Raw genomic sequence first — 25551 nt, forward strand, 5'->3', positions numbered from 1 at the left:
AATACAAAATAAAAGGCGTAATCTATTCACATTTGAAATTCATAAAGTTTCATTAGACGATTTTTGAGACTTTTAGAATTTCTTTTTAGAATTTTTGATATTATTTTGGTTCATTTTAGCCTCAAGAATAATCCCGTCAATTTCAAGGTGCAGTTCGGCCTTATTATCTTCGCTCGGATTTATTTTCTTTTCGAAATCATTTATTTCAAAATATTCCGCCATTTCCTTTTCCCAATTTAGAGCAAATTCCGGAGCAACTAGTTCTGTAGAAATTTTGTTGATTGCATAGGCGATATATTTATCCTTCCCGGCGAACTTCTTAAAGGAAAAGAAATTATTTGCTATCTGATTTATGAAATCTGAATATTCTACATATTCGATTAGTTTCAATTTGACGAAAATTTGATAGACAAAGTGAATACTGTTTTCATCGATCAATATTTTCTTTAAACTGTTTTGAAAGACATTTAAGTTATTCAAAGCTTTCTCGATTTCTTCAAGTTTTGAAACAATTTGCCGTGCATCAAAATACAGCAGGTATTCCAAACTTTTCCTTTCTGCATCCCAGTCATTCATCAAATTTTGACTTACCTTCTGTTCGTCTTTATAAAGGGCTCGCGCATCTTCATAATCTTTCCTAAGAATAATCATTTCCGGTGCATCATCTGCATATCTCGTCCAAGCAGATTCGAGTTTTCCGTTTAAATCCCGTCGATTATCACTTGCTTCCTTTAATATTTTCTGATGTTCGATAAAAATTCTTTCCGTACGTCGGGCTTCTCTGTCGATAAGCCGATAAATTTTTGCATTTGAAAAATAAATTTGATTCTCAACCATCAAGTGCTTTACTTTTATCAGTTGCTCCTTGTATTTTGAATGCAATAGTCCGGGTGATGCGTGATCGAAAAGACCACCTAGGTTTACTTCGTCCAAAGTTTTATAGAAACTTAGCAGCCAATCAACTGAATCTTTCGATATTTCACGATCAGATTTAATATGATCTAAAACAGATTCTGCCTTTATTAAATAGTCTAAATGTTCAGAAATTTTCATACAAAGTTTAGTTTTTGCATTTGCGCCTCCCTTGTAGAATCTACCACATCAATGTAAGGCTTCATAGATTGATAATCGGAATGTCCCGTCCATTTCATAATCACCTGAATTGGGACGCCGCGTGAAATACACAGGCAAATGAAAGTTCGGCGACCAATGTGCGAAGAAAATAATTCAGATTTCGGCTTCACATCGTCGTGCCTTTTATTTCCTATAAAATAGGTATGACTTATTGGCTGATCAATCTTCGCGAGAGTCGCCAATTCTTTTAAAAATTCATTATATTTTTGATTGGAGATAACAGGCAAAGCGAGACTTGATTCCGGATCATAGTTTTCATATTTTGAAAGAATATCCAGCGCGACATTATTTAACTCGATTGTAAGCGAATCAGAAGTTTTCTTGGTTACAATGTGTAATTTCCCATTTTGCACATCGCTTTTTCGGAGTTTCAGCACATCGGAATGTCGTAATCCACTGAAGCAGGTAAACAAAAGTACATCTCGAACCCGCTCTAAATACTGCTTGGAAGAAGGAATTTTATATTCTCTGATTTTCTTGATCTCGTCCTCTGATAAAAATATAATCGGCTTTTCGGCGGTTTTTATTTTAGGATTAAAATCTTTGAAATAATTGTTGTCGCAATACTCGTGTTTTACCGCAAAACGCAAAAACCATTTGATGTTTTTAATATATTTTTTGGTGGTAACATTATTTAATTTCAGTGTGTTGAAAAAATAAGACATCAGTTTAGTCATTCCAGCGGAATCTAAATCCGAGAAAGACAGGTCTCCATTATATGTAATGAGGTGATTCTTAAGTGCCGCAAATTTTTTGTAGGTGTCATCTGTCCAGTTGTTCACCTTTCCTGAATATGAAGTAAATTCATCAAAGACATCAAAAAAAGTTTTCTGGTCAGCTTCTGCTTTGGCAAGTGTCTTTTCTTTTTTGATTCTACCTTTTTCGCCCTTATCTTTGAGTAGGTTAAAATAAGTTTTTACTTCCTCGGTTTCGGGAATTCTATCTTCAATCTGGCATTTTATGAAAAAAGATTGCAGTTCACTGAAAAGGTTTCCGATTTTGCTGTTTATTTCTTCAGCACGAATTCCGTTTCCATTTTGTGTTCCAGTTTTGACTTCCAACAATTTTTCATTCCAGAATTTTCTGTCAATTCGATAACCGGTAAATAAGTTGAGCCGATTGGAATTATAAGTAAGCCGGAAGAAAATAGGAACATTCTCATTAATCAATTCACCATTCTTCTTTCGCTTCTCAAGATCAACTGTAATCTTACGTTTTATTGTAATCATATTGAAAAAAGTTACAGCCAAATTTACAGCCACTTTTTATGATACGCAAGTAGGTTTATTGAATTTTATAAAGTTTTTTAAAAACATAAATTACGGATTAACAGACAATTTAATATTTTAAGGTATTCTATGAAATGTATGGTGAAAATCCCTGTGGGTCTACTGATTACACAAACAGCTTGCTATTTAGTAAGCTGTTTTTTTATGCCTTTAAGAGAGTTAAAATTAAAAAAATAAACAAAAAAACCTCCGAAAATTTTCAGAGGTTAATGTTTAATGTAATGCTTCGCTCAAATCTATTTTTTCTTTGCTTTTCCTTTCTCTTATAAATAAAATAAACGGAATACAAATTAAAAACGCTACACCGAGATAAAGGAAAACGTCCATATAAGATAGAACGGTTGCCTGTTTGGTAACATTAAGGTCAAGGATTTTATAAGCAGCGTTCATAGCAGCATCAGGAGTCATTCCTTTTGCTATAAAACTGGCTTTTAGCCCTTGCAACCTCTGTTGTACATCAAAATCATTGGAGTCTAAATGACTGATGAGATTTACCCTGTATTTTTGGCTTGCATTAGCAATAAAGGTTGTAATAGCAGCAATTCCGAAAGAACCGCCTAATTGTCTCATCATTCCCGTAAATGCGGCTCCTTGTCCGATTTCCTGTCCTTTCAATGTACTTAAAGAAAGGGATGTTATAGGAATAAACAGTAATCCTAATCCCATTCCTCGCACAATCAGCATCCAGAAAAATGCATCTTTACTGGTGTCGGGAGTGAGTATTTTATACCCCCAAAAGCTGTAAATAAAAAATATAAGTAATCCTAATGAAACTAAAATCTGCTGTTTTGCTCCTTTTGATAATAATCTTCCAATAATCGGCATCATAAAAGCTGTTGTGAGAGCGGCAGGAATCATTAAAGCTCCGGATTGCAGCGCCGTCCAACCTAAAATACTCTGAGTATACAAAGGAACTATAAAGGTAGAGCCGTACAAACCAAAACCTAAAACAAAAGACATTACGGTTCCGATTCTAAGATTTCCGTTTTTTAAGACCCTTAATTCTACTATCGGATATTTAAAGGTAAGTTCGCGCCAGAGAAATAAAATAAATCCTAAAACTGCAGTTGTTGTAAATGTTACGATCATCCCGCTTTCAAACCAGTCTTCTTCGTGTCCTCTTTCCAAAATAAACTGTAGAGATCCTACCGTTAATGCCAACAACATAATTCCGAGCCAGTCAACATCCGAAGCTTTTCTTTTTTCAGAAAATTTCGGACTCTTTACAAATTGAAGGGTCATCAAGGTTGCTGCAATCCCAATCGGAATATTTATATAAAAAATATATGGCCAGCTATAATTGTCTACAATATATCCTCCTAATGGCGGACCTAAGGTAGGACCAATAATCACTCCTAAGCCATAAATCGCCTGAGCCATGCTTCTTTTTTCAACAGGATAAGACTCGGTAATGATGGTCTGTGAAGTAACAAGCAAAGCTCCACCTCCAATTCCCTGCATTAGTCTGAAGAAAACCAGTTCCCATATATTAGTTGCATTGCCGCACAAAAACGAAAATAAAGTAAATATAATGATGGAAGCTGCGAAGTAATTTCGTCTACCAAACTGCTGAGAAAGCCAGCTCGTCATAGGAACGACGATGACGTTACCAATTGCATACGCTGTGATAACCCAACCAACTTCTGAGAGTGTTGCACCGAGATTTCCTTTCATCTCATTCAGTGCCACATTCACGATGGTGGAGTCTACAATTTCCAGCAAAGCACATAAAATGGCGGTAATTGTAATGATTACACGCCGTGCTCCGTATTCTACTAATGAATCTTGCATAGTTTTTACAATGTAAAAAGTGAATTGTCAACGATCAATCAACTTTTTGGGGTCAATTTTTCTTACTTCGTTTTCATGATAATATCAATCTTTCATTTCGATTATAATTGATATTCAGCAAAACTGGCAATTCGCTATTTAAAATTTATTTTAAAGAAACTTCTGCTTTCACATTCATTCCTGTTCTCAGTTTTTGAACAATTGTTTTGTCTAGGTTTACAAAATCAATTTTTACAGGAAGCCGCTGTACGACTTTTACGAAATTTCCGCTTGCATTATCTGGAGGAAGAATAGAAAATGTAGAACCTGTTGCAGGAGAAAAAGAACTTACTCTGCCCTCAAAATCTTTACCCGGAAAAGCGTCAATTTCGATGTGAACTTTCTGACCTTCTGCCATTTTTGCAACCTGAGTCTCTTTAAAATTGGCAACTACCCATTTCTGATCGTTTTTCACAAGTGAAAAAAGCTGCGAACCTGCCTGCAAAAATTGCCCCGCCTGAATAGGGACTTTTCCTACAAAACCATCTTCTGGAGCTAAAATTATCGTGTAGGAAAGATTCAGTCTTGCATTTTCTACATCAACCTCTCTTTGTTTTGCTACCGAATTGGCAACAGAGATCTGCTGAGTGCTTGCTGCAGTTTGTGAAGATGCAATATTGGTCTGCTGTGCAATTTGATTTTTTTGATCTACCAATACCTGCAGCTGTTTATCGGCAGACTGTTTTGCAGCTAAAGCCTGTTCGTACTGCTGTTGGGTGATAGAATGATCTTTGACTAAAATCTCATATCTTTTCAGGTCTTGGGAAGTTTTCCAGACATTAACTTTGGCAGCTTCAACTTGTGCGTTTGCGGTTTTTACAGCTGCTTGAGAACTACCGATGTTTTGTGAAGTGGCGTTGGTTGCGGATTGTGCAGATGAAATATTGCTTCTTGCTGTTCCTAAAGCTGCAAGAGCCTGTTCGAGAGCCATTTGTTGATCTTTGTTATCCAATATGACCAGAGTGTCTCCTTTTTTTACAAATTGGTTGTCTTTTACTTTTACTTCCGCCACATATCCTGAAATTTTTGATATTACAGGATTCATGTTCGAGGCAATTTGTGCGTCATCAGTTTCTTCGTGATACTGGCTGTATGTATAAGATCTGTATCCGAAAATACCGCCTCCAATGAGAACTGCCGCTAAAATAATGGGGAAGACTAAACTTTTTTTCTTTTTAGGTTCAGTATTGCTTGTATTGTTATTTTCCATTTTGGATGATATTCTTTTTTTATTATTTGATAGTTAATATTCCTGTGGTTTGTAAAAGTTTTCTGTAAGCAAGAGCTGCATCGGCTTTGGCGTTGATTACCCCTACATTGGCTGAAATCTGCGCTGCATCGGCATCCAGAAGTTCGGTCATTGTTACAAGACCGTTGTCATATTTATTTTTTGTGATTCTGTAATTTTCATTGGCCTGTTCGGCAGATTTTTCAAAGACAGCAATTCTTTTTCTTGAATAATCTGAATTTTGATATTCTTTGTTGACTTCTAATTTAATATTGTCATTCAGCAAATCATTGGTTGCAGAAAGCTGCATTTCTCTCGCCTTCGACTGTTGTAAAGAAGAGTTCTTTTTCCAGATATTTGATAAGTTGTACGAAATACCCACACCAAAATTTACTGCATTATAAACTGTGAAAAATTTCGGTATATCTGCAGCAACATAACCTCCTGTTAATGCAATTGAAGGCAAGTTTTCAGCTTTTGCTGCTTTTGTGTCCAATTCTGCTGCTTTTTTTTGCTGGTCAAGAGATTGCAGATCTTTACGGTTTTGCTGTGCTTCAACAAGGTAGTAACTGACTGGTTTTAAATCTGAAATTTCATCAATGTAATTTTCATCTACCTTTAATTCTGTAGTTTCTGGTAGACCCAAAAGCAAGTCCATATTGATATTGGCAATATTGTAGTTGTTTTTAGCTTCTAAAAGCTGGAGCTCAATATTAGAAGTCTGAAGATTGGCTTTCAGACGGTCATTTCTGGCAATGACACCGTTATTTTCAAGCTTCAGAAAAGTCTCGTCTCTTTTTTGTGATGCATTAAGATTTTCTTCTAGTACTTTAATCGCCTGATTGGCTTTGAACAAATTGTTGTATGCCTGTGCGACATTATAAGCAATGGCTATTTTATCATTCTCAGTATTCAGTTTGGAAGCTTCTACAAGATATTTTGCAGATTGAATGCCGTATTTAATTCTTCCGCCACTGTAAAGCGGTATACTCAGATTGGCAGATCCAAATGCAACCTGATGAACCTCCGGTCCACCTTCTGTAGAAACTCCGGGGATTTTCAGATCAATTGTTGGTTTCAGAGGGAGATACATATAGCTTCCCGAAACTTTCAGCTCCGGAAGCTGTCTGTTTTTAGCTTCCAGGAGATCTGCCGTAGCTTCTTCTATTTTTGCAGCATCAATTTTTAAACTTTTGCTGTTCATTATTCCAAGCTGTACTGCTTCATCAAGACTTAGCTGCTTTACTTCCTGTGCCTGGAAAAAAGACATTGCACTCAAAAAAAACAGAGCAATGGCTGAATTATTTATTTTCTTCATAACCTAAAAGGTCTTTTAAAATATGTTTGATATGTTGGGTAAGTTCTTCGTAGTAATTTTTTTCAAACAAATCTTCTTCTTCGTTGTTTTGAAGAAACTCTTTGTACATTTCCTTTGAGTTGGAAGCATAGAAAAGTGTTCCGCTGATCGTGGAGTGGAGAAGATATATCGGAGGTTTTTTAGTAAAAATGCCTTTGTTGATTCCGCTTTCTAAGATTTTAGAATAGGTATTAAGAAAGCTGATTTTGGTGTCTTTTAAAGACTTTACAATTTGAGGATTCTCGGTGTAAAGCTGTTCTCGCTGCATGATTCTGTAAAAACATTTTTGCTCCCGGATACGGCTTGCAAATTTATCTACGATAATCATCATTTTTTGCCCTTCGTCAATATCTGTTCGTTCTAAAATGTCTTTGGCAAAAAACTGTCCTTCGTTGGTTCTGTATTCTACAAGTTTCTCATATAATTTTTCTTTAGATCCGAAATAATAAGAAATCATTGAGATATTAACATTCGCAGCTTTTGATATTTCTCTTGTTGAAGTTCCGGGGAAACCCTTTTCAGCAAAGAGTTTTTCGGCGGCAAATAAAATATTTTCTTCTTTTGAAATCATAAGATTGATGTTTTTGCGGGGGCAAAGATACATTATATTTCGTTAAAATCAAACGATTGATTGATTTTGTTTTTTAATGAATTGTTAAAAATAAAAAAACGCTTTCTGAGAAGAGAAAACGTCAATTAATATAAAAGATAAAAGCTTTAAGGGTTTTTGTGAATATATCTGGATAATTTAATTCCTAAATCCGTCCATACTATTTTGGGATTTCCGTTTCGGGTCAAGTGAAGATCTGCAGTGCTGATTTCATCTAAAATACTGATGATATTAGCTCCGCTGATAAATTTTGAGAACCCTTCCCAGTTAAATCCGTTCGCATCAATTTTTTTGTACACGAGGTTTTGAGATTGATAATTTTGCAACAACGCCAACCTAAAAATTTCAGAAGCATAATCTAAAAAGTTTTTCTGTTTTTCTCTGTTCCATCCTGCAATTTCTCTTGCCCACAAAATAATATTTTTCAGAAATTCTGGTTTCTTTTTGACCATAAAAGCATCCCGAACCCACTGAACAAATAATTTTTCAAACTCAGGATTTTTAGTTTCAGATTTTAAGTATCTTAATGCATCATTGAGATTTCCCTGTGCCTGATGCACGATTTCTTTGATTTTTTCGTCTGTTGCTTCAATGTTTTTTTTCAGATAATCCTCAAGATCTTCGTCTGAAATTCTCGGAACTTCAATAATCTGAGTTCTGGACAAAATGGTAGGCAGAATGCCATCTGTAGAATCTGCCGTAAGAAAAATGAGAGTTTTTGCAGGCGGCTCCTCTAAAAATTTGAGAAATTTGTTGGATGCTGCAACATTCATCTTGTCAGCTCTCCAGACAATCAGGATTTTAGTGCCTCCTTCAAAACTTTTAAGGGAAAATTTCTGATTTTGCTCGTCAATTTCATCAGCAGAAATAAAGAGCTGTTTGTTTTCAGATTCCAGATGGGCAGACCAATCGTCATAACTTGCATACGGAAATTGAAGAATCATTTCGCGGAAGTCGTCGAATCTGTTTTTGCTTACAGCGGCTTTTCCTTCAGTAAAAACCGGGAAACTAAAGTGCAGATCAAGATGATTAAGATGTTCTACTTTGGATGCGGCATGCTCATTTTCATTCATCAGAATCTCTTTAGCGTATGCTAAAACCAATGGCAGTGTTCCATAGCCTTCTTTTCCTATGAAAAGCTGGGCATGGCTCACTCTGTTTTCAGTAATGCTGTCTTTCAGTAATTTTTTTAGATTTTCCTGTCCGGCAATTTTTTCCCAATTCATGCTTCAAAGATAAGAATTTTTAGAACGCATATTTTGTGAATAGTCAATTTTGCTTTGCAAGTCAATCGTTAATTTATCCAATGATTTTCTATTTAATCAATCTTGGAAATTCACTATTCACAGCAAAGCTGATTCACTATTCATTATAGAAACTCGTAACAAAATTCCCCTTAACAAACTTTAACCTCAGTAAATTTTTACAATTCATTAATATTTAAGATATTTGCGCATTATTTTAAAAATCTAGAATGAAAAAAATTTTTGTAGTATCATTCATTTCGGTGGGATATTTCCTTAATGCGCAGAGTTTAAGCAACTCTCCTTACGCAACTTATGGAATTGGGGATGTAAAATATGATAATACGATTGAAACTGCTTCCATGGGAGGCATATCTACCGCTTATATCAGCGACTTTACAAGCAATTTTAACTTCGGAAACCCAGCAAATAACAGTAATTTTGATCTGACAAGCATCAAACTTGAAGCGACAAACGAAAATAATTACTTTAAAACTGATTACAACAATACAAAATCTACAAAACATTCTACTTATCTATCGAATATTGCTTTAGCTTTTCCTATTTCATCAAAAGTAAAAATGGGATTGCTTTATCAGCCTTACAGCTCAAAAAGCTATGAGATTATCCATGCTGAAACATTATCAGATGGTACTGTCTATGGTAACAGATTTAAAGGAAGCGGAACATTAAATACAGCTCAGGCAGCGGTTTCATATAAAATTAACTCTGAATTTGCAGTAGGGGCACGTGTCAATTACTATTTCGGAAATCTTTACGATCTGAATGAGTTTACTTCTTCTAATGCCGAATTAATCAACGGATACGAAACAAAAAACAGTATTAAAAACTTTAACTTTACTTTGGGTACAAGTTATCAGAAGTTAAATACAAGAACAGATAAAAAGTTTACTGTGGGAGCTACGGCTACATTCGGAAATACGAGTGATATGACGAATGAATACATCAACAGTACTTATTATTATTCTGATGTAGATGTAAAAGCAGGTGAAACAATTATTGAAAGAAAAAATACGACTTCCAACAACCTGTTGCCTTTACAGGCTTCTTTAGGAGTTGGATATGGCAGTGAAAACCAGTGGTTTGTTTCCGGTCAGATTGATTATAAAAAAGGAGAAACCATCAGTTATTTCGGGAATACTTTTGACTTTAAAGATTCTTACAGAATTTCTGCGGGAGGTTGGTATTTGCCGAATTACAATAACTTCAGAAATTATTTTTCAAGAGTTGTTTACCGTTACGGAGCCTTCTATGAAAAAGGAAGTATTGAATTGGCTGGAAACAGCATTAACAAGTTTGGTATTTCTGCAGGAGTTTTACTCCCTTTCAAAAACAGTAATATTACCAGAATGAGTGGTTTGGAAATTGGTGTTGAAGTAGGAAAGAGAGGAACTCTGAAAGACAACCTGATCAATCAGAATTTTGTAAACGTAAGAGTTGGTTTCAACTTTGCAGATAAATGGTTTAGAAAATCTCTTTATAATTAATAATGAAATTCATTTCAGATAAAACATTTAAAAATATAGCATATCTTTTCAGTTGTGCTATATTTTTTATGTTCACTTCTTGTGAAGAAGATCTGACGAAGCTGAACGGTAATGATAATAAAAATTTTCCGTCGCAGATTATTTACAATGCTAAAATTATCCAGAGAGATTCCGGTATGGTAAAACTTCGGGCAAGTGCTCCGATTATTGAAAAATATGAGCTGATAGACAGTCCGTACGTCATTGCAAAAAAAGGTATGCGTATTGAGTTTTTCGACAAAAAGAAACCCAAGAATCCTGGAAATATTACGGCTAAATATGCCAAAATTTTTGAATATAAGCAGTTTTACGAAGCAAGAGGCGACGTGAAAATTCTGACCAGTGACGGACAAAGATTTGCAACACAGAGTGTTTTCTGGGATCAGAAAAGGAAAAGAATTTATACCAGAGATACGGTTTATGCAACGATGGAAGATGGTTCTACACTCGTCCATGCTAACGGAATGACAGCCAAAGATGATTTTTCCGAGTATACTTTTTATAAAAACTCGGGGGATCTTGACATCAGCAAAGCTAAGATGGCACAGCCAAAACCATGATTTGATGATAAATGCAATCGGCTTAATGTCCGGAACAAGTCTGGATGGTCTTGATATTTGCTTCGCCCAATTCCTGAAAGAAGATTCCGGATGGAAATTCACTATTTTAAAAGCTGAAACTGTTTCTTATCCCGAAGTTTTAGAAAATCAGCTGAGAAATGCAATTCATTTATCGTCACAAAATTTGCTGGCTCTGCATTCGGAATATGGTTTTTATCTTGGTAAAGAAGTGAAAAAATTCTTTTCAAAAAACAATATAGAAAAAGTTGATCTTATTGCTTCACATGGTCATACCGTATTTCATCAGCCCGATAGAAAATTTACATTGCAGATTGGAGACGGGCGGGCTATAAAGCTTGAAACCGGGCTTCCTGTTGTCTGCGATTTTCGTTCTCAGGATGTTTTGATGGGCGGAAATGGAGCTCCTTTAGTTCCGATTGGAGATGAATTTCTTTTTTCAGAATATGATGCCTGTGTCAATCTGGGTGGATTTTCAAATATTTCATTTAAAATAAATAACGCTAGAATAGCTTTTGATATTTGTCCGGTCAATATTGTTTTGAATCAATTTGCACAAATTGCTGGAAAAAAATTTGATGAAAACGGAAATTTGGCGCAGAAAGGTACTGTTGATCATCTTCTTTTGGAAAAACTCAATAATATAGATTTCTATTCCCTGGCTTATCCTAAATCTTTAGGAATAGAATTCTGTAATGCAGAAATTTTCCCTTTGTTTTGTGAGAAAGATTATTTAGATGTTTTAGCAACATATACAGAGCATGCTGCACATCAGATTTCGAAAATTCTTAATAAATATAAACTTAAAAAAGTGCTTTTTACAGGTGGTGGAACGTACAACAGCTTTTTAATTGAAAGAATTAAAATTAAGACATCATCTCAAATCGTTATTCCTGAAAAAGAAATTATTGATTTCAAAGAAGCGCTAATTTTTGCGTTTATGGGAGTTTTGAGATATAGAAACGAAATCAACATCCTGTCTTCTGCTACAGGAAGTTTCTGCGATCACAGCTCAGGAATTTTGGCATAAAAAAACCTTCATTGCTGAAGGTTTCTAGATTATTTATAAGCTTCAATCTTATCCGTTAAAGTATTGATAAAATTCTGAAGAGGTTTTTCTACCATCATTTTGATAAAAGGGTTGAATTTTCCTTCAAAAAGCATCTGAACTTCTGTCTGATTTTCGTTCAGCGGTTTCAATGTCGCAGTCAGTGCAAAATCCAGACTTGAACTTGCTGATTTTAATACTGCTTTTTCGTCGGTAACTTCGTCAATTTTTAAAGCAATTTCCGGCATTCCCTGAAGTCCGAATTTAAAGCCGTCTTCTCTGGTTTCAAACTTCTGAAGACCATCCGGCATAAATTCTTTATAATTTTCCGGAGATTTAAGCAGTTCAGATAAGTCTTTAGATGATTTATTGACAATAATCTTTCGTCCTTCTAAATTCATTTTTTATTTTTGTATTTAAATTATTACAAATGTATAAAGTTTTTGTGAACGAAAAAAAATTATTAATATCTAAGAACCCCGAAAACTTAGAGAAAATCCTTCCATTTGAAAATTTTACCACTTTTGAGATTGCGTTGGATCTTCTTCAGAATACTTCTACATCAGAACTGAATGTTTACGGAGAAAATATTGATGAAATTTGGGAGTCATTTAAAAAACTTTTCAAAATTATAGAGGCTGCAGGTGGAATTGTAAATAATCCTTCGGGCGAAATTTTATTTATTAAAAGACTCGGAAAATGGGATCTTCCAAAAGGTAAAATGGAAAAAGGAGAATCGCGTGAAGAATCTGCAGTGAGAGAAATTGAGGAAGAAACAGGTCTCAGAAATGTGCTGCTAAAAGATTTTATCAATACAACTTATCATATTTACACAGAAAGAAACGGCGAGCAGGTTTTAAAATATACCCATTGGTTTGAAATGTACTTTGATGGAGAAGACACATCGAAGCCGCAAATAGAGGAGGGGATTACTGAAGTAGCATGGAAGAATGAATTGGAGATAGAGCGAGAAGTTTTTCCCAGTACTTTCAAAAATATACAATTGATCATTAATGAATTGTTCAGTAAAAAAGCATGACTCACAATTGAATTATAAAAATATCCCCGATTTAGAAATTCTAAATCGGGGATAATATTTTAAAAATTAACTTTTTTCTGTGTTAGATATTAGTTTCCTCCAAATTTGAAGCCTACACCAATTTGGAAAAAACTATTTTTCAATGTCTCGTTTCCTTCTGGATTTTTAATTAAATTAGAAACGCCAAGATTATATCTTGCATCAAAAAATAACCCATTTTCCAAAGTGTATTCAGCACCAACAAAAGGAGCTAAATTTAAGGTGTTCATGTTGTCTTTAACATCTTCTGTAGTGCTTTCTGTTTGTGTTGCCGACTGTCCTAATCCAGATCCTGTTGCGGTTATTTCAGCTTCTACTTTTGCAGAAGTAATGATACCCACATTAAGACCTAAACCAAATGCTAAATTTTCAGTTGCATAATATTTAGCACTTACAGGTATTTGTACTGTACCAAATTTCCAGTTTGTTTTTTCAACTGCTGAAATAGTGATTCCAGAATCAGTATAAGAAAATGATTCTTCTTGTTTTCCACCAAGAGGAGAATATAAGACTTCACCTTGTACAGCAAATTTATCATTGAATTTATATTCAGCCATTGCTCCTACATAGAATGTTGATTTAGAATCAAATTTATAAGATTCTCCATCTCCTTCAGCCTTAAGCATTGATAAAGAATAACCTGCTTTTGGACCAAATTTAAATTCCTGAGCTTTTAATGTAACTCCTGCAACTGCAACTGCAGCAACCAGTAATAATTTTTTCATAGTTTCAAATTTTTATAATAATTTTCAGGCACCAAATATATCACTTTTTATAGAAGTGCAAAACATTTTTTTAAAAATTTGAAAACTTATGTGTATTTAACAAAACTTATTCCCGATTTCTCTTTTCTTCTTCGTTGTACGCCAGTATAATTTTCTTTACTACAGGGTGTCTCACTACATCTTCCTCAGTTAGATAGACAAAACCTATTTCTTTTACGTCTTTCAGGATTCTCATGGCTTCTTTCAGCCCAGAATGCTGTTTGGGTGGCAAATCAATCTGTGTAGGATCTCCTGTAATGATAAATTTGGCATTCATTCCCATTCTTGTAAGAAACATTTTCATTTGGGCGTGGGTGGTGTTTTGTGCCTCATCTAAAATAACAAAAGCATCATCCAGAGTTCGTCCTCTCATAAAAGCCAAGGGTGCAACTTCAATCACTTTCTTTTCTATAAATCCTTCAAGCTTCTCATGCGGAATCATATCACGCAAGGCATCATATAAAGGCTGCAAGTAAGGATCTAGTTTTTCTTTTAAGTCTCCCGGTAAAAAACCGAGACTTTCGCCGGCTTCTACAGCAGGTCTGGTAAGAATAATTCTTTTGACTTCCTTATCACGCAATGCTTTTGCTGCCAAAGCAACACTGGTATATGTTTTACCGGTTCCGGCTGGTCCAATGGCAAAAACCATGTCTTTTTTCTCGGTTTCTTTAACGAGTTTTTTAAGATTGGTAGTTTTAGCTTTGATAATTTTTCCGTTGACCCCTTTTACAATAATATCCTGATCAAAAACAAGCTGTTTCTCGTTTTCATCTTTGATGTTTAATATATTTTCTACATCTTTCAGCTCAATAGAATTATTTTGTGAAATATAAGAAACAATATCATCAAGTTTTTTTCTGAATATATCTAAAGCCTCCTGATTTCCCATGGCAAAGATAAAATGATCTCTTCCGGTAATTTTGAGTGTAGGGAAGCTGGATTTGATTAAATTGAAATATTGGTTATTAACTCCGTAAAAGTTTTTTGCATCAATACCTTCTAAATCGTACGTTAATTCAAACATGCAAATATTTTTTTAGTTCTTAAATTTAATAGTTTTTTTGTGATTTTCGTTAAAATTCTTATCCACAAATTTTATTCCTTTCCTTTTATTTTAAATAAATTTGCAGTTCTACACTTTATATCTCATGTCAATTATTACCCTCACTTCAGATTTCGGACGCATAGACTACAGAGTTTCAGCAATGAAAGGCAAAATCCTGTCCTTAAACAACGAAGTCATAACAGTTGATATTACGCATGACGTTCAGGCACACAATTTAATTCAGACTTCTTATATCGTAAGAAATGCATACAAATATTTTCCTAAAGGTACTATTCATGTGATTTCGGTTGACAGTTTTTTTCACAAGTCAAGAAAAAATATCGTGTATAAAGCCGACGGATCTTATTTTATTGCCGCAGACAACGGACTGTTAAGCCTTGTTTTTTTTGATATTAAACCGGAAGCTATTTATGAAATTACCCTGAATAACCGTTTTGATGATATTATCAACTTTACTTCCACAGATGTTTTTATTCCTGTTGCAGTGCATCTGGCAAACGGCGGTCTTCCTGAAGTGATTGGGCGAAAAATAGATGCTGCAAGGCAGCTCCTGTTTCCTAAACCTGTTTTTAATGAAAATGAGAGAATGATTATCGGTGAAGTAATGTATATTGATAATTTCGGAAATATAATATCAAATGTCAGCAGAGATTTTTTTGAAGCTTTAGCAAAAGGTTTCGAAAATTTTACAATCAAATTCAGAAATCTAAGTCTTTCAAAAATCTATTCAAGCCATTGTGAAGTAGTCGCAGACTGGGAAAGAGAAACGGAATATCACGGGCAATCTGCAGCTATCTTCAATGACAGCGGACAATTGGAACTCACTATTTACAAAGGGAGTAAGAAGAATGGTGCTAAAACACTTTTTGGACTCAATGTTGGCGAAAATATCTACATCGAATTTTTCTAAAATTATCTATTTCATAAAAAAACCGATTTTTTTTATATATTTGTCAAAATCTAAAATTTAAAAATGGCAGAATACAAATTATTGCTTCCTTCGATGGGAGAAGGCGTGATGGAAGCTACAGTGATCACCTGGTTGTTCAACGAAGGAGATCAGGTAAAAGAAGATGATTCGGTAGTAGAAATTGCAACAGATAAAGTAGATTCAGACGTTCCGACACCGGTTTCGGGGAAAATCGTAAAAATTCTGAAGCAAAAGGATGAGGTTGCAAAAGTGGGTGAAGCCATCGCTATTTTAGAGATTGAAGGTGAAGGTGGAAATGCATCTGCAGAAGAAGTAAAAGCTGAAACGGCTTTAGCTCCTGACTCTGAAACCTTAAAAACTATTGAAGAACCATTAAAATCGGCTGCTCCGACTGAGTTTTCGGGAGATCTTTATCTGTCTCCACTGGTAAAATCTATTGCGCAGCAGGAAAATATTTCTGAAACTGAACTGAAATCCATCAAAGGAAGCGGTTTAGAAGGAAGAATTACCAAAGAAGATATTTTAGCATACGTTAAAAACAGAGGAAATCAGCCAGCTACTCAAGTTGCGCCTGTTCAGCAGTCGGCTCCTGTTTCTCAGCCTGTAACTCCATCTGCTCCGGCATCTACTATTACTGCTGCCGCAGGTGATGAGATTATACCGATGGACAGAATGAGAAAAATCATTGCTGAAAATATGGTGAAAGCCAAGCAGATTGCACCGCACGTGACCTCTTTCATAGAAACTGATGTTACCAATGTTGTAAAATGGAGAAACAAAAACAAATCTCTTTTTGAAAAACGTGAAGGCGAAAAACTGACTTTCATGCCTATTTTCGTAAGAGCAGTTGTAAAGGCAATCCAGGATTTTCCTATGATTAATGTTTCTATTAACGGTGAAAATATCATCAAAAAGAAAAACATCAATATCGGTATGGCAACCGCTTTACCGGACGGAAATCTTATTGTTCCTGTCATTAAAAACGCAGACCAGCTTTCATTATCAGGATTGGCAAAAGCGATCAATGACCTGGCTTACAGAGCAAGAAATAAAAAATTAAAACCTGAAGATACTCAAGGAGCTACTTACACGATTTCAAACGTAGGAAGTTTTGGAAATCTTATGGGAACGCCAATTATTCCTCAGCCTCAGGTTGCCATTTTAGCAATAGGTGCTATTGTAAAAAAACCTGCAGTTCTTGAAACTCCTGATGGAGATGTTATAGCAATCAGAAACTTAATGTTCATGTCTCACTCTTATGATCACAGAGTGGTTGATGGTTCTTTAGGCGGAATGATGTTGAAGCATGTTCACGATTATCTTGAAAACTGGGATCTGAACACAGAAATATAAGGAATGAATTGTTGGTAATAATTGATGTTACTGATTTTAAATATAAACCTTCGATTTTTTCGGAGGTTTTTTTGTTAAATATTTTTCTAAAATTATGATAAAAAAAGTAAAAAGGAAAAGTCCGTCTGTTTAGTTTAAAATATAAATAAATCCAGATATAAACCTTGATCAGGGAGAATGGAATAAGCTCAAAGTTATAAAGCAGTTTGATCATTGATAATATTCCGATTTTCAGGTGTGGTAAACAGATTTGAGAGATTTTGATAATAAAAAAAGTTGAGCATTTTTGCTCAACTTTTAAACAGTTGTATAAATTAATATGCTTTCCGATAAAAAGCGCTATTTTCTAATACAATACCTACATTATTTTTTTGTAACCATTCTGTAAATTGCCAGTAGTAAAACTGAACCTCCGATAGCAACCAAAAAACTTGAAAAGTTAAATCCTGATACATCAACTCCGAAAATCAGTGAGCCGAGCCATCCTCCAAGCATTGCGCCCAAAATACCAATAATAATTGTTACAATCCATCCTCCCGGATCTTTACCCGGGTGTAATGCTTTTGCGATTGCTCCTGCGATAAGTCCGAAAATTATCCATGTTAAAATTCCCATAGCTTAAATTTTTAATGTTAAAAAGTTGGTTTAAATTTATTCTCAGAAGAATTTATCTCTTCTTGAAGAACGAATCTACAAACTCTGTACCATTAAAAAGCTGAAGGTCCTGCATCTTCTCGCCAACGCCTATATACTTTACAGGAATCTGGAACTGATCTGAAATACCAATTACAACACCGCCTTTTGCAGTTCCGTCAAGTTTTGTTACAGCTAAAGCATTTACTTCTGTAGCTGCAGTAAATTGTTTTGCCTGTTCAAAAGCATTCTGACCGGTAGAACCATCTAAAACCAATAAAATTTCATGGGGAGCATCAGGAATAACCTTTTGCATTACTCTTTTGATTTTCGAAAGTTCATTCATCAGATTAATTTTATTATGAAGTCTTCCTGCGGTATCAATGATGACTGCATCCGCATTTTGGGCAACTGCGCTTTGTACCGTATCAAAAGCAACAGAGGCAGGATCTGAACCCATTTCCTGTTTTACAATGGTAACACCCACCCTTTCGCTCCAAATCACAAGCTGGTCTACAGCAGCAGCTCTGAAGGTATCTGCTGCTCCTAAAACCACTTTTTTACCTTCAGACTTAAACTGGTGAGCCAGTTTCCCGATAGTGGTGGTTTTGCCTACTCCGTTTACTCCGACAACCATGATAACGTATGGCTTTTTTGAAGTGTCAATATTGCCTGTTCCTTTGTGCGGATTTTCCAGCAAAAGACCGGAGATTTCTTCACGAAGAATTTTATCCAGCTCATTCACGCCGACATATTTATCTCTGGCAACCCGTTCCTCAATTCTTTCTATGATTTTGATGGTGGTAGATGCTCCTACGTCAGAGGCAATAAGTATTTCTTCAAGATCATCAAGAACTTCGTCATCTACTTTGCTTTTGCCGACTACGGCTTTAGTCATTTTTTCAAAGAAACCCTGATTAGATTTTTCCAAACCTTTGTCTAATGTTTCTTTTTCTTCTTTTTTGAAAATATTTTTAAACCAACTCATCTTATCAATTATGGAATTTAATTACTGTTGGATGCAGGATGTTTAGAAACCGGATAATTACAACTATAATATTATAAACATCCAGTACCCCGCATATTAAAAGCAAAGATAACAAAAAAACTACCCAATATATGAGTAGTTTTGTATTGTAAATAAAGTAAATGATTATTTTTTCAAATAAGCGTCTACTTCGTCTGCATTCATTACTTTTTCTTCGAAAACGTAAGCATCAGATTTTGATGACTTCACCATTTTCACCACTTTAGTCATTTTTTTTGACTGTCCGCTTTGTAGGGTTGCTACTACTTTCTTTGCCATGGTAAATTATGTTTTATAAATTACTTGATTTCTTTGTGAACGGTAACTTTTTTAAGAACAGGATTGTATTTTTTCAATTCCAATCTTTCTGTAGTGTTCTTTTTATTTTTTGTAGAAATGTATCTGGACATTCCCGGCATTCCGCTTTCTTTATGCTCTGTGCATTCAAGAATTACTTGAACTCTGTTTCCTTTTTTTGCCATGATTTAGTTCTTTTTAATCAATCCGTTTCTTGTAGCTCTTTCAATAGCTTCCTCGATTCCAATCTTGTTAATTACTCTCAATCCGTGAGCAGAAACTTTTAGTGTTACGTGCTTATCTTGCTCTGGAAGGTAAAATTTCTTCTCCAATAAGTTAATTTCAAAACGACGCTTCGTTTTGTTATTAGCGTGAGAAACGTTGTTACCAACCATTGCACGCTTTCCTGTTATCTGGCAAATTCTTGACATATCTCGATGTTCTTATTTGTATAATATTTGAGGTTGCAAAATAACAAAGAAAAAATTAGATAGACAAGTTTTCTTTAATATTTTTTGTAATAATTATTTTTGATTACGGCACAATTTGTTGAAATATTTTAAAAATAACCCTTACTTTGAGGTCTTTCAAGTAAAGACACTTGTTACAGAATCAAAAATAATTTAATTTTTCTTTTTCTGAGTTTTATTCTGAAACCACTTAATCAGAAAATAAAACAATAAAAATCCTAATGAAAACATGGAAATTCTCGAAAGTAAATCTCCTGATCTTACATAAAATGTTTTGCCCTCATAAAGATTTATTTTGGCAAATAAAGCGGTTTGATCTCCGTAAAAAGTATCTTCCAGTATTTCTCCTTTCGCATTGATATGAGCCGAAATACCACTATTGGCTGACCGTGCAATTTCTCTTCTGGTTTCAATAGCTCTGAGTTTTGCATAGGAAAGAAGCTGTTTGTGTCCCTCAGTAACGCCCCACCAAGAATCATTGGTCATAATAGCCAGAAAGTTAGCGCCTTTTTTTACATACTCTGTGGTAAATTCACCGTAAATACTTTCGTAACAGATGATAGGAGCTAATTTTCCTTTATTGAAGGGATTATTAAAGGCAATACGCTCTTTATCTGTTCCCAGTGATGCTACAGTTCCGCCCAGATTAATCATGGCATCACCCAAAAGTGGCTTTAAAACATTCATGTAAGGGAATATTTCAACACCGGGAACAAGCTTTCCTTTGTGATAAACTTCTACCTTTTGATTGGGAATGATCTGCACCGCAGAATTGTAGCTTTCTACCCAAACTCTGTCATTGATTTGATAAGCGTCTTTTGGTAGGTTTTCTTTATTGAAAAAGTACTGATGAGAAGAAATTCCTGTAGCGAAAACGGATTCCGGATGTGTTGAAAGAAAGCTTTTTATAGTGTTGAGCAACTCACTTTTTTCAAAAGCGGTTTCAGAAATAGATCCGCGTCCCGGAATGGCGGTTTCGGGAGCGATATAATAGTCAATTTTTCCTTTTGAATTATTTTCGGCTAGAGCCAAAAGTTCTTTCAGTATTGTAGTACTGTCTTTAGAATATTTTTCACCGTAAGGATTCAGATCCGGTTGCAGCATAAGAACGCTGACTTCACCGATTGGCTTTTCGTTGAACTGGTTATATTTAATTAAAGAAATAATCATAGGAAAACCCACAAGAAGAACAATGATGAAAGAATTGGTGAGTAAGCTTTTTCTCTTTCGTCCTGCTTCCCAGATTCTTATGGTGTAAAAAATTAAAACATTGATTAATAAAATCCAAAAACTTCCTCCCGTTGCCCCTAATGTATCATACCATTGAATAATTTTAGGGTAATCTGAAAAAACATTGCCTAAATTCAGCCATGGCCAAGTCAATTGCCAACCGAGGTGGAATTTTTCAAAACACATCCATATCGCAACAAAAAAAGCCAGTCCCCAATAGGTTCCCTGCGCATTTTTGTACCAGTGATAGCATTGGAAAACCAAAGAATATAAAAATGAATTGACCAAAACGGGAAATAAAACGGCCATCATCGAATGGCTTCCGTCGGGGTTTTTGGAACCGTATAGCCAGCCTGTTGTCACTACATTCCAGATAACAAAGCACAAGTAGGAAAGCCCAAAAACTATCCAGCTCTTTCTTTTGTAATCTGAAAATTTTGAAATTCCGTGTTCCATCATCATAAGCGGAACCAAAGCAATAAATATAAAAAACGGAATTCCGTAAGTAGGCCAGGAAACTGAAAGCAGCATCGCTGAAATCAGCGTAAGCATTAGGTATTTCATTCAAAAATTTTAATACACAAATTTACTATTTTTGAAATGAATATCTTTGTAATTGATGGTAAAGAAAATTTATAAATTAATCATTATTCCCTACACGCTGTTTCTTCTGTATCTGATGTTTTTAGGAATGGGAAGAACGCAGTATGATGATAACCTGATAAGAGTAGAGCCTATATTTGCCACGCTGAATTTTATAAAAAATACAATTCGCTGGTCAGATATTATTAAAATAGTTTTGGGGAATGTGGTCATGTTTATTCCCTTTGGTTTTCTGGGATGGATTTTTCCTAAGCTCAATCATCTGAAAAACAATCTTTTTTCTTTTATTTCTGCGATTACGATTGTAGAAGCTCTGCAATATTTTACAAGACTTGGTATTTTTGAAATAGACGATATTATCTTAAATACTTTTGGAGTTTTTTTAGGATGGCAAATCAGGAAAATACTTGAAATCAGATTCTCAAAATACACAACGGAATAATGTAAGCTTCAGCACCATTTATTTCAAACTGAAAATGAATTATCCATTCAATTCTTTTGCGCGTTTTTCTGCATTTAAAATTCCGTTCAGTAAAATATCCTTCAGATGATTTTCATTAAAAGTTTTCAGGGCAGCTTCTGTCGTTCCGCCTTTTGAAGCAACATCTTTTATCAGTTCTTCAAGATTTTTCTCAGAATTATTGATGAGATGATAAGCTCCCAACATGGTTTGTTTCACAAAAAGTTTCGACAGATTTTCATCAATTCCCATTTTTACCCCTGCTTTGATCATGGCATCAACAATATAATAAAAATAGGCAGGGCCGCTTCCGGAAAGTGCGGTAACACCGTCCAGAAGTTCTTCGTTTTCGAGATAAACCGATCTTCCTGTAGAGTTGAGCAATCTTTCTATGTTGATTAATTGACTGAAAGAAATTCCCTCAGCCGCAGTATAGCCGGTAATTCCCATTCCGAGGAGAGTGGGGGAGTTGGGCATTGCTCTTACTACTAAAGGATGGTTTAATGATTTCTGAATTTTTTCGATCTTAATTCCTGCCATGATGGAAAGAACCATCTGGTTTTCTTTCAGTTTAAAATTAAGATTTTCAGAAACTTTTGAGAAATCCTGAGGTTTTACGGCAATGATAATTAAATCTGCATCCAGATTTTTTACTTCTTCACATACGGATATTTCAGATTTTGGGAACTCTTCTTTTATTTTTGGGATTTTTGAAATGTTTCTTGTAACCAGATGAAGATTTTCAGGTTTTATCAGTTCATATTTCAGAAATGATTTAGAAAAAGATAAGCCCATATTTCCGGCTCCGATGATGGCGATTTTCATATTTGTGTATAGTTTTGTAAAGTGATTATAACCGAAACCTAACAGGTTTTTAAAATCTGTTAGGTTTTGTGCTTATTTCGAAGTTTTAGTTTTCAAAAGAGTTTCTATCAGTTTGCTCTGGCTTTCCATCAATTTTGCCATTTGTTGTTGGTTGTCTAGGATTTTACTAATTAATTCTGGAGAATCATAACTAATTGTATTATGTGTTGATTCAATAACAAAAAATGGTGAATTTTCAAATTTTGCATTAGATAAATCTAAGTTAGGGATTTGCTCTTTAATCAAATCATAGAAGTCAACTTCAAAAATTTCAGCTATTTTTTTTAAATTTTGCAGAGTGGGTTTTGCCTGTCCTGCTTCCCATTTGTTATAGGCTGATTGAGAAATATCCAGTTGATGGGCAACATCCATCTGAGACCAGCCTTTCTGCTCTCTCAGCTTGCGAAGTTTAGTTTCTAAACTCATGTTTTTTTATTTTAAACGCTAAAAATACTATTTTTTAAAATGACAACCAAAGGTTGTTGATTTTATAACTAATAGTTGTTGTGAAGTTATTTTGCACAGATTATTTTTGAAAACTGATAATCAAATTGTTTTTGATTGCCAAATAATTTTTATATTTAACCTTTAAAAAAAACATCAAATAGCATGAAGAAAAAATTATTTCTCAGGCTCTGCCTGACTCTTGCAGTCGGTTTCTCGGCGTTCTCCTGCCGCACCGAAGAATTTCACAATGAGGAAGAAACCCACGGTAACGCAGGTTTGCGATTGACTTCCCAAAGAATTTCCCTCAGCCAAGCCAAGCACAGAACCCAGCTTCTTCCCGATCTTGAAAAAGCAGAAACAGCGATAGAGAAGAAAAAACTTAATGTACAGGGTAAATCGGTAAACATCGGAAACGGAATTACGATTGATACCGATGAGGTGATCTATATGGAAAACGGTCCCGATTATCACACTTATACCTTCAGCGTCATCCGTGACAACGCACCTGCCAATGCACCGGTAGAAAATATTCTCATGACACCTAATACAGGCGGAAGCTACAGGGTGTTTCATATTGTTCTCAATCTTACTGAAGGAGACAAAGCCAAGATTGCTAACAGAGAATATGTAGATTACAAAAATAAACAGCAGGTAACCGAGTTGGCAGGGATCAATCTTTCTTCGCTCACTCAAAAACAAATCTGTGTCCCACATTATTATTCTTATCCTGTTTCATGTAAAGAAGGTCTTCACGAGCCTGGCGAACCATGTGCTTATGCAGGAACATGGGGAGCTGCTTACTGGGGATCAATCGTTCTTTATGACTGCTTTGGCGAAGAACCTGAGACATTCATGCCTACACCCATTCCTATTGACGGAGGCGGAGGCGGAGGTGGTGTAAGCCCGGAAGAAGGAGGGCAAAATCCACCATACGAATGCACCTCTGCCGCTACAGATCCTACACAGGTAGGCTTAGTAAGCCCAACGGGATGCTATATAGGAATGCCGTCTGAGCCGATTGTAAGACCACAGACACCTTGTAGTAAAATAAAAGCTAAATTTGAAGACACAAAATTTAAAGAAAAATATAATGAGCTGAACAAGCCTGAAAATTTTGATTTGGATCATGAGAAAGCTTTTATCATGAGGTATCCACCAATAGGAACCAATATTCCCCCTTCCTATTTTCAGGTAGATATGCCACCTTGTTCTACAAATAATGAAGATACAGTGATGCCAAGTAGTAACGCCGGACTAGCCGGACTTATGCATACCCATACAAATACAACCTGCAGTGGAAATTATCCTATAAAAGTACCGTCACCTGTAGATATTAAATATCTGCTGAATACACTTTTATCACAAGCCAACCAGTATACAGGCAGTTATTCTAATGCCTATTCCATAACGATAACTTCCGAAGGAAGCTATATGCTAATGTATACAGGAACAAATTATCCTGGTTCGCTTAATTATGATACTGTAACAAAATTGAAAGAAGATTACACAAAAGCCTTTCAAGATTTATACTCATATAAGGATAATATAACACAATCAGATATAGAAAAACTTTTCACTAAATTTATGAAAGAAAAAATCAATAAGCCGGGATTGGAAGTGTATAGAGTAACTCCGACATCTGCTGTAAAGTTAGAATATGATCCTAATTCACCTAATTCTGTAAAACAAACACCTTGTCCTTAAATCTAAAAATAAAGAAAATGAAAAAAATATCTTTAATAATACTTATAACTATTACTGTAAGTTGCCAAGCTCAGACATATCCGTTAAGAACTTTTACAGAAATTCCTGAAAATTCCTATTTGAAAGATACTAATAATGAACTTCCAGCTTATGAGGGAACATGGAAAGGAGTTTGGAATAATAAAATTATTTATGTAACTTTTAAAAAACTTGAACATCTTTATATTGACACTTTTAAAGCATATAGAGATATATTAGTAGCTAAATTTAAAGTAACAGATGTATCTGGAATGATTTTATTTGATAATACTAATTTGCCTGATACTAATACAAAGATTAAAGGAATAGGGAGATTTAGAAAAGCAGATGATAAATATCCCTTTTCTTATGTAGATATGGACTTGTGTCAGAGGTCGGGGGTAATACTTATCAATTTCACAGATACTACCAAAACAAAACTTCAATGGAGCTATTCTCAGGATGAGAATTTTATAGAACCTGATTGTTTTTATTATAATTATGCGCCACAAGATTATCCACAACCATTACCAAAAAATATTGTTTTGACAAAACAATAAAATAAACCTCCTTTCTGGAGGTTTTTAATTAAGGGCACATAAATTCATGAAAGAAAAAGTTAATATCAACGGATTGGAAGTTTATAGCATTGATAAAACAACAGGGAGTGCTACTAAACTTGAATATAATGGAAAAGATAATCCAATGAAAACAACACCCTGCCCTTAAAATTTAACCATT

The 25551-nt window shown here is 34.9% G+C and carries 28 protein-coding genes; 10 read left to right on the plus strand and 18 right to left on the minus strand.

Annotated features, from left to right (window positions below):
- Window positions 1-72: 72 nt before the first annotated feature.
- The 7 genes from FOL89_RS02000 to FOL89_RS02030 all read right to left on the minus strand — a co-directional run bounded on the left by FOL89_RS02000 (window position 73) and on the right by FOL89_RS02030 (window position 8674).
- Window positions 73-1053, minus strand: a complete 981-nt coding sequence (locus FOL89_RS02000; RefSeq protein ID WP_144281174.1) for a hypothetical protein — start codon at window positions 1051-1053, stop codon at window positions 73-75.
- The gene (locus FOL89_RS02005; RefSeq protein WP_144281175.1) at window positions 1050-2363 is read right to left on the minus strand and encodes a site-specific integrase; all 1314 of its coding nucleotides are present in this window, start codon (window positions 2361-2363) and stop codon (window positions 1050-1052) included. Before FOL89_RS02005 ends, FOL89_RS02000 begins: the two co-directional genes overlap by 4 nt.
- Before the next feature lie 273 nt (window positions 2364-2636).
- Window positions 2637-4214 (minus strand): DHA2 family efflux MFS transporter permease subunit, encoded by a 1578-nt coding sequence (locus tag FOL89_RS02010; protein ID WP_144281176.1) that lies wholly within the window; start codon window positions 4212-4214, stop codon window positions 2637-2639.
- Window positions 4215-4359: 145 nt separating this feature from the next.
- The gene (locus FOL89_RS02015) at window positions 4360-5463 is read right to left on the minus strand and encodes an HlyD family secretion protein (protein ID WP_144281177.1); all 1104 of its coding nucleotides are present in this window, start codon (window positions 5461-5463) and stop codon (window positions 4360-4362) included.
- A 22-nt stretch (window positions 5464-5485) separates the two neighbouring features.
- Window positions 5486-6799 (minus strand): TolC family protein, encoded by a 1314-nt coding sequence (locus FOL89_RS02020; protein ID WP_144281178.1) that lies wholly within the window; start codon window positions 6797-6799, stop codon window positions 5486-5488.
- Window positions 6783-7409 carry a TetR/AcrR family transcriptional regulator gene (locus FOL89_RS02025; RefSeq protein WP_144281179.1) on the minus strand — a complete coding sequence of 209 codons (627 nt, stop codon included), beginning with the start codon at window positions 7407-7409 and terminating at the stop codon, window positions 6783-6785. Before FOL89_RS02025 ends, FOL89_RS02020 begins: the two co-directional genes overlap by 17 nt.
- A 146-nt stretch (window positions 7410-7555) precedes the next feature.
- Window positions 7556-8674, minus strand: coding sequence for a DNA polymerase III subunit (locus tag FOL89_RS02030; protein ID WP_144281180.1), 1119 nt, complete (start codon window positions 8672-8674; stop codon window positions 7556-7558).
- 248 nt (window positions 8675-8922) lie between these two features.
- Here FOL89_RS02030 and FOL89_RS02035 point away from each other — a divergent pair, with 248 nt between their 5' ends.
- The 3 genes from FOL89_RS02035 to FOL89_RS02045 are packed head-to-tail and all read left to right on the plus strand — an operon-like array spanning window position 8923 to window position 11847.
- Window positions 8923-10200, plus strand: a complete 1278-nt coding sequence (locus tag FOL89_RS02035) for a hypothetical protein (protein WP_144281181.1) — start codon at window positions 8923-8925, stop codon at window positions 10198-10200.
- Between the two features lie 2 nt (window positions 10201-10202).
- The gene (lptC, locus tag FOL89_RS02040; RefSeq protein ID WP_144281182.1) at window positions 10203-10799 is read left to right on the plus strand and encodes an LPS export ABC transporter periplasmic protein LptC; all 597 of its coding nucleotides are present in this window, start codon (window positions 10203-10205) and stop codon (window positions 10797-10799) included.
- 4 nt (window positions 10800-10803) lie between these two features.
- Window positions 10804-11847, plus strand: a complete 1044-nt coding sequence (locus tag FOL89_RS02045; RefSeq protein ID WP_144281183.1) for an anhydro-N-acetylmuramic acid kinase — start codon at window positions 10804-10806, stop codon at window positions 11845-11847.
- A gap of 29 nt (window positions 11848-11876) precedes the next feature.
- Here FOL89_RS02045 and FOL89_RS02050 read toward each other — a convergent pair whose 3' ends face one another.
- On the minus strand, window positions 11877-12266 hold the full coding sequence (locus tag FOL89_RS02050) for a hypothetical protein (RefSeq protein WP_034674362.1): 390 nt from the start codon (window positions 12264-12266) through the stop codon (window positions 11877-11879).
- Between the two features lie 29 nt (window positions 12267-12295).
- Here FOL89_RS02050 and FOL89_RS02055 point away from each other — a divergent pair, with 29 nt between their 5' ends.
- Complete coding sequence (locus FOL89_RS02055) at window positions 12296-12904, plus strand: NUDIX hydrolase (RefSeq protein WP_144281184.1); 609 nt, start codon at window positions 12296-12298, stop codon at window positions 12902-12904.
- An 89-nt stretch (window positions 12905-12993) separates the two neighbouring features.
- Here the strand turns inward: FOL89_RS02055 and FOL89_RS02060 are convergent, their stop codons facing one another.
- Window positions 12994-13668 carry a porin family protein gene (locus tag FOL89_RS02060; RefSeq protein WP_144281185.1) on the minus strand — a complete coding sequence of 225 codons (675 nt, stop codon included), beginning with the start codon at window positions 13666-13668 and terminating at the stop codon, window positions 12994-12996.
- A gap of 106 nt (window positions 13669-13774) precedes the next feature.
- Window positions 13775-14731, minus strand: coding sequence for a PhoH family protein (locus tag FOL89_RS02065; RefSeq protein WP_130913807.1), 957 nt, complete (start codon window positions 14729-14731; stop codon window positions 13775-13777).
- Window positions 14732-14855: 124 nt separating this feature from the next.
- Between FOL89_RS02065 and FOL89_RS02070 the strand changes: the two genes are divergently transcribed.
- Complete coding sequence (locus tag FOL89_RS02070; RefSeq protein WP_144281186.1) at window positions 14856-15683, plus strand: SAM hydrolase/SAM-dependent halogenase family protein; 828 nt, start codon at window positions 14856-14858, stop codon at window positions 15681-15683.
- 63 nt (window positions 15684-15746) lie between these two features.
- Complete coding sequence (locus tag FOL89_RS02075; RefSeq protein ID WP_144281187.1) at window positions 15747-17057, plus strand: dihydrolipoamide acetyltransferase family protein; 1311 nt, start codon at window positions 15747-15749, stop codon at window positions 17055-17057.
- Window positions 17058-17420: 363 nt separating this feature from the next.
- Here FOL89_RS02075 and FOL89_RS02080 read toward each other — a convergent pair whose 3' ends face one another.
- The 6 genes from FOL89_RS02080 to lnt form a co-directional block, all read right to left on the minus strand.
- Complete coding sequence (locus FOL89_RS02080) at window positions 17421-17672, minus strand: GlsB/YeaQ/YmgE family stress response membrane protein (protein WP_144281188.1); 252 nt, start codon at window positions 17670-17672, stop codon at window positions 17421-17423.
- A gap of 52 nt (window positions 17673-17724) precedes the next feature.
- Window positions 17725-18678: a signal recognition particle-docking protein FtsY gene (ftsY, locus tag FOL89_RS02085; protein ID WP_144281189.1), complete on the minus strand. Its 954-nt coding sequence runs from the start codon at window positions 18676-18678 to the stop codon at window positions 17725-17727.
- Between the two features lie 165 nt (window positions 18679-18843).
- The gene (locus tag FOL89_RS02090) at window positions 18844-18996 is read right to left on the minus strand and encodes a DUF4295 family protein (RefSeq protein ID WP_066755245.1); all 153 of its coding nucleotides are present in this window, start codon (window positions 18994-18996) and stop codon (window positions 18844-18846) included.
- Window positions 18997-19016: 20 nt separating this feature from the next.
- Window positions 19017-19199 carry a 50S ribosomal protein L33 gene (gene rpmG / locus FOL89_RS02095; protein ID WP_027379950.1) on the minus strand — a complete coding sequence of 61 codons (183 nt, stop codon included), beginning with the start codon at window positions 19197-19199 and terminating at the stop codon, window positions 19017-19019.
- A gap of 3 nt (window positions 19200-19202) precedes the next feature.
- Entirely contained in the window at window positions 19203-19445 is a 243-nt protein-coding gene (gene rpmB, locus FOL89_RS02100; protein WP_002976757.1) for a 50S ribosomal protein L28, read from the minus strand.
- A 192-nt stretch (window positions 19446-19637) separates the two neighbouring features.
- Window positions 19638-21278, minus strand: coding sequence for an apolipoprotein N-acyltransferase (gene lnt, locus FOL89_RS02105; RefSeq protein WP_144281190.1), 1641 nt, complete (start codon window positions 21276-21278; stop codon window positions 19638-19640).
- 55 nt (window positions 21279-21333) lie between these two features.
- Here lnt and FOL89_RS02110 point away from each other — a divergent pair, with 55 nt between their 5' ends.
- Entirely contained in the window at window positions 21334-21759 is a 426-nt protein-coding gene (locus FOL89_RS02110) for a VanZ family protein (RefSeq protein WP_144281191.1), read from the plus strand.
- 39 nt (window positions 21760-21798) lie between these two features.
- On the opposite strand, the gene proC is transcribed toward FOL89_RS02110, so the two are convergent.
- Together proC and FOL89_RS02120 are read right to left on the minus strand one after the other, a co-directional pair.
- Window positions 21799-22602: a pyrroline-5-carboxylate reductase gene (proC, locus tag FOL89_RS02115; protein WP_144281192.1), complete on the minus strand. Its 804-nt coding sequence runs from the start codon at window positions 22600-22602 to the stop codon at window positions 21799-21801.
- 72 nt (window positions 22603-22674) lie between these two features.
- Window positions 22675-23067, minus strand: a complete 393-nt coding sequence (locus tag FOL89_RS02120) for a helix-turn-helix domain-containing protein (RefSeq protein ID WP_144281193.1) — start codon at window positions 23065-23067, stop codon at window positions 22675-22677.
- Between the two features lie 183 nt (window positions 23068-23250).
- On the opposite strand from FOL89_RS02120, the gene FOL89_RS02125 reads away from it, so the two are divergent.
- From FOL89_RS02125 to FOL89_RS17755, 3 genes are read left to right on the plus strand one after another with little or no spacing between them, the layout of a single operon-like run.
- Complete coding sequence (locus FOL89_RS02125; protein WP_144281194.1) at window positions 23251-24792, plus strand: hypothetical protein; 1542 nt, start codon at window positions 23251-23253, stop codon at window positions 24790-24792.
- 17 nt (window positions 24793-24809) lie between these two features.
- Window positions 24810-25370 carry a DUF6705 family protein gene (locus FOL89_RS02130; protein WP_144281195.1) on the plus strand — a complete coding sequence of 187 codons (561 nt, stop codon included), beginning with the start codon at window positions 24810-24812 and terminating at the stop codon, window positions 25368-25370.
- Between the two features lie 46 nt (window positions 25371-25416).
- Window positions 25417-25539 (plus strand): hypothetical protein, encoded by a 123-nt coding sequence (locus FOL89_RS17755; protein ID WP_262710775.1) that lies wholly within the window; start codon window positions 25417-25419, stop codon window positions 25537-25539.
- Window positions 25540-25551: the final 12 nt, after the last annotated feature.

The sequence above is a fragment of the Chryseobacterium echinoideorum genome (genome assembly GCF_007474535.1).
GTDB lineage: Bacteria > Bacteroidota > Bacteroidia > Flavobacteriales > Weeksellaceae > Chryseobacterium > Chryseobacterium echinoideorum.

Excerpts from the sequence above, each read along its gene's own strand:
- FOL89_RS02025 (WP_144281179.1), bottom strand. The coding sequence starts at position 7,409 with ATGATTTCAAAAGAAGAAAATATTTTATTTGCCGCCGAAAAACTCTTT.
- FOL89_RS02070 (WP_144281186.1), top strand. The coding sequence starts at position 14,856 with ATGTCAATTATTACCCTCACTTCAGATTTCGGACGCATAGACTACAGA.
- FOL89_RS02080 (WP_144281188.1), bottom strand. The coding sequence starts at position 17,672 with ATGGGAATTTTAACATGGATAATTTTCGGACTTATCGCAGGAGCAATC.
- FOL89_RS02075 (WP_144281187.1), top strand. The coding sequence starts at position 15,747 with ATGGCAGAATACAAATTATTGCTTCCTTCGATGGGAGAAGGCGTGATG.
- proC (WP_144281192.1), bottom strand. The coding sequence starts at position 22,602 with ATGAAAATCGCCATCATCGGAGCCGGAAATATGGGCTTATCTTTTTCT.
- FOL89_RS02010 (WP_144281176.1), bottom strand. The coding sequence starts at position 4,214 with ATGCAAGATTCATTAGTAGAATACGGAGCACGGCGTGTAATCATTACA.
- FOL89_RS02045 (WP_144281183.1), top strand. The coding sequence starts at position 10,804 with ATGATAAATGCAATCGGCTTAATGTCCGGAACAAGTCTGGATGGTCTT.
- FOL89_RS02050 (WP_034674362.1), bottom strand. The coding sequence starts at position 12,266 with ATGAATTTAGAAGGACGAAAGATTATTGTCAATAAATCATCTAAAGAC.
- FOL89_RS02035 (WP_144281181.1), top strand. The coding sequence starts at position 8,923 with ATGAAAAAAATTTTTGTAGTATCATTCATTTCGGTGGGATATTTCCTT.
- FOL89_RS17755 (WP_262710775.1), top strand. The coding sequence starts at position 25,417 with ATGAAAGAAAAAGTTAATATCAACGGATTGGAAGTTTATAGCATTGAT.
- FOL89_RS02030 (WP_144281180.1), bottom strand. The coding sequence starts at position 8,674 with ATGAATTGGGAAAAAATTGCCGGACAGGAAAATCTAAAAAAATTACTG.
- FOL89_RS02005 (WP_144281175.1), bottom strand. The coding sequence starts at position 2,363 with ATGATTACAATAAAACGTAAGATTACAGTTGATCTTGAGAAGCGAAAG.
- FOL89_RS02110 (WP_144281191.1), top strand. The coding sequence starts at position 21,334 with ATGGTAAAGAAAATTTATAAATTAATCATTATTCCCTACACGCTGTTT.
- FOL89_RS02120 (WP_144281193.1), bottom strand. The coding sequence starts at position 23,067 with ATGAGTTTAGAAACTAAACTTCGCAAGCTGAGAGAGCAGAAAGGCTGG.
- FOL89_RS02055 (WP_144281184.1), top strand. The coding sequence starts at position 12,296 with ATGTATAAAGTTTTTGTGAACGAAAAAAAATTATTAATATCTAAGAAC.
- FOL89_RS02020 (WP_144281178.1), bottom strand. The coding sequence starts at position 6,799 with ATGAAGAAAATAAATAATTCAGCCATTGCTCTGTTTTTTTTGAGTGCA.
- FOL89_RS02125 (WP_144281194.1), top strand. The coding sequence starts at position 23,251 with ATGAAGAAAAAATTATTTCTCAGGCTCTGCCTGACTCTTGCAGTCGGT.
- FOL89_RS02015 (WP_144281177.1), bottom strand. The coding sequence starts at position 5,463 with ATGGAAAATAACAATACAAGCAATACTGAACCTAAAAAGAAAAAAAGT.
- FOL89_RS02000 (WP_144281174.1), bottom strand. The coding sequence starts at position 1,053 with ATGAAAATTTCTGAACATTTAGACTATTTAATAAAGGCAGAATCTGTT.
- FOL89_RS02090 (WP_066755245.1), bottom strand. The coding sequence starts at position 18,996 with ATGGCAAAGAAAGTAGTAGCAACCCTACAAAGCGGACAGTCAAAAAAA.
- lnt (WP_144281190.1), bottom strand. The coding sequence starts at position 21,278 with ATGAAATACCTAATGCTTACGCTGATTTCAGCGATGCTGCTTTCAGTT.
- FOL89_RS02130 (WP_144281195.1), top strand. The coding sequence starts at position 24,810 with ATGAAAAAAATATCTTTAATAATACTTATAACTATTACTGTAAGTTGC.
- ftsY (WP_144281189.1), bottom strand. The coding sequence starts at position 18,678 with ATGAGTTGGTTTAAAAATATTTTCAAAAAAGAAGAAAAAGAAACATTA.
- rpmB (WP_002976757.1), bottom strand. The coding sequence starts at position 19,445 with ATGTCAAGAATTTGCCAGATAACAGGAAAGCGTGCAATGGTTGGTAAC.
- rpmG (WP_027379950.1), bottom strand. The coding sequence starts at position 19,199 with ATGGCAAAAAAAGGAAACAGAGTTCAAGTAATTCTTGAATGCACAGAG.
- FOL89_RS02060 (WP_144281185.1), bottom strand. The coding sequence starts at position 13,668 with ATGAAAAAATTATTACTGGTTGCTGCAGTTGCAGTTGCAGGAGTTACA.
- FOL89_RS02065 (WP_130913807.1), bottom strand. The coding sequence starts at position 14,731 with ATGTTTGAATTAACGTACGATTTAGAAGGTATTGATGCAAAAAACTTT.
- lptC (WP_144281182.1), top strand. The coding sequence starts at position 10,203 with ATGAAATTCATTTCAGATAAAACATTTAAAAATATAGCATATCTTTTC.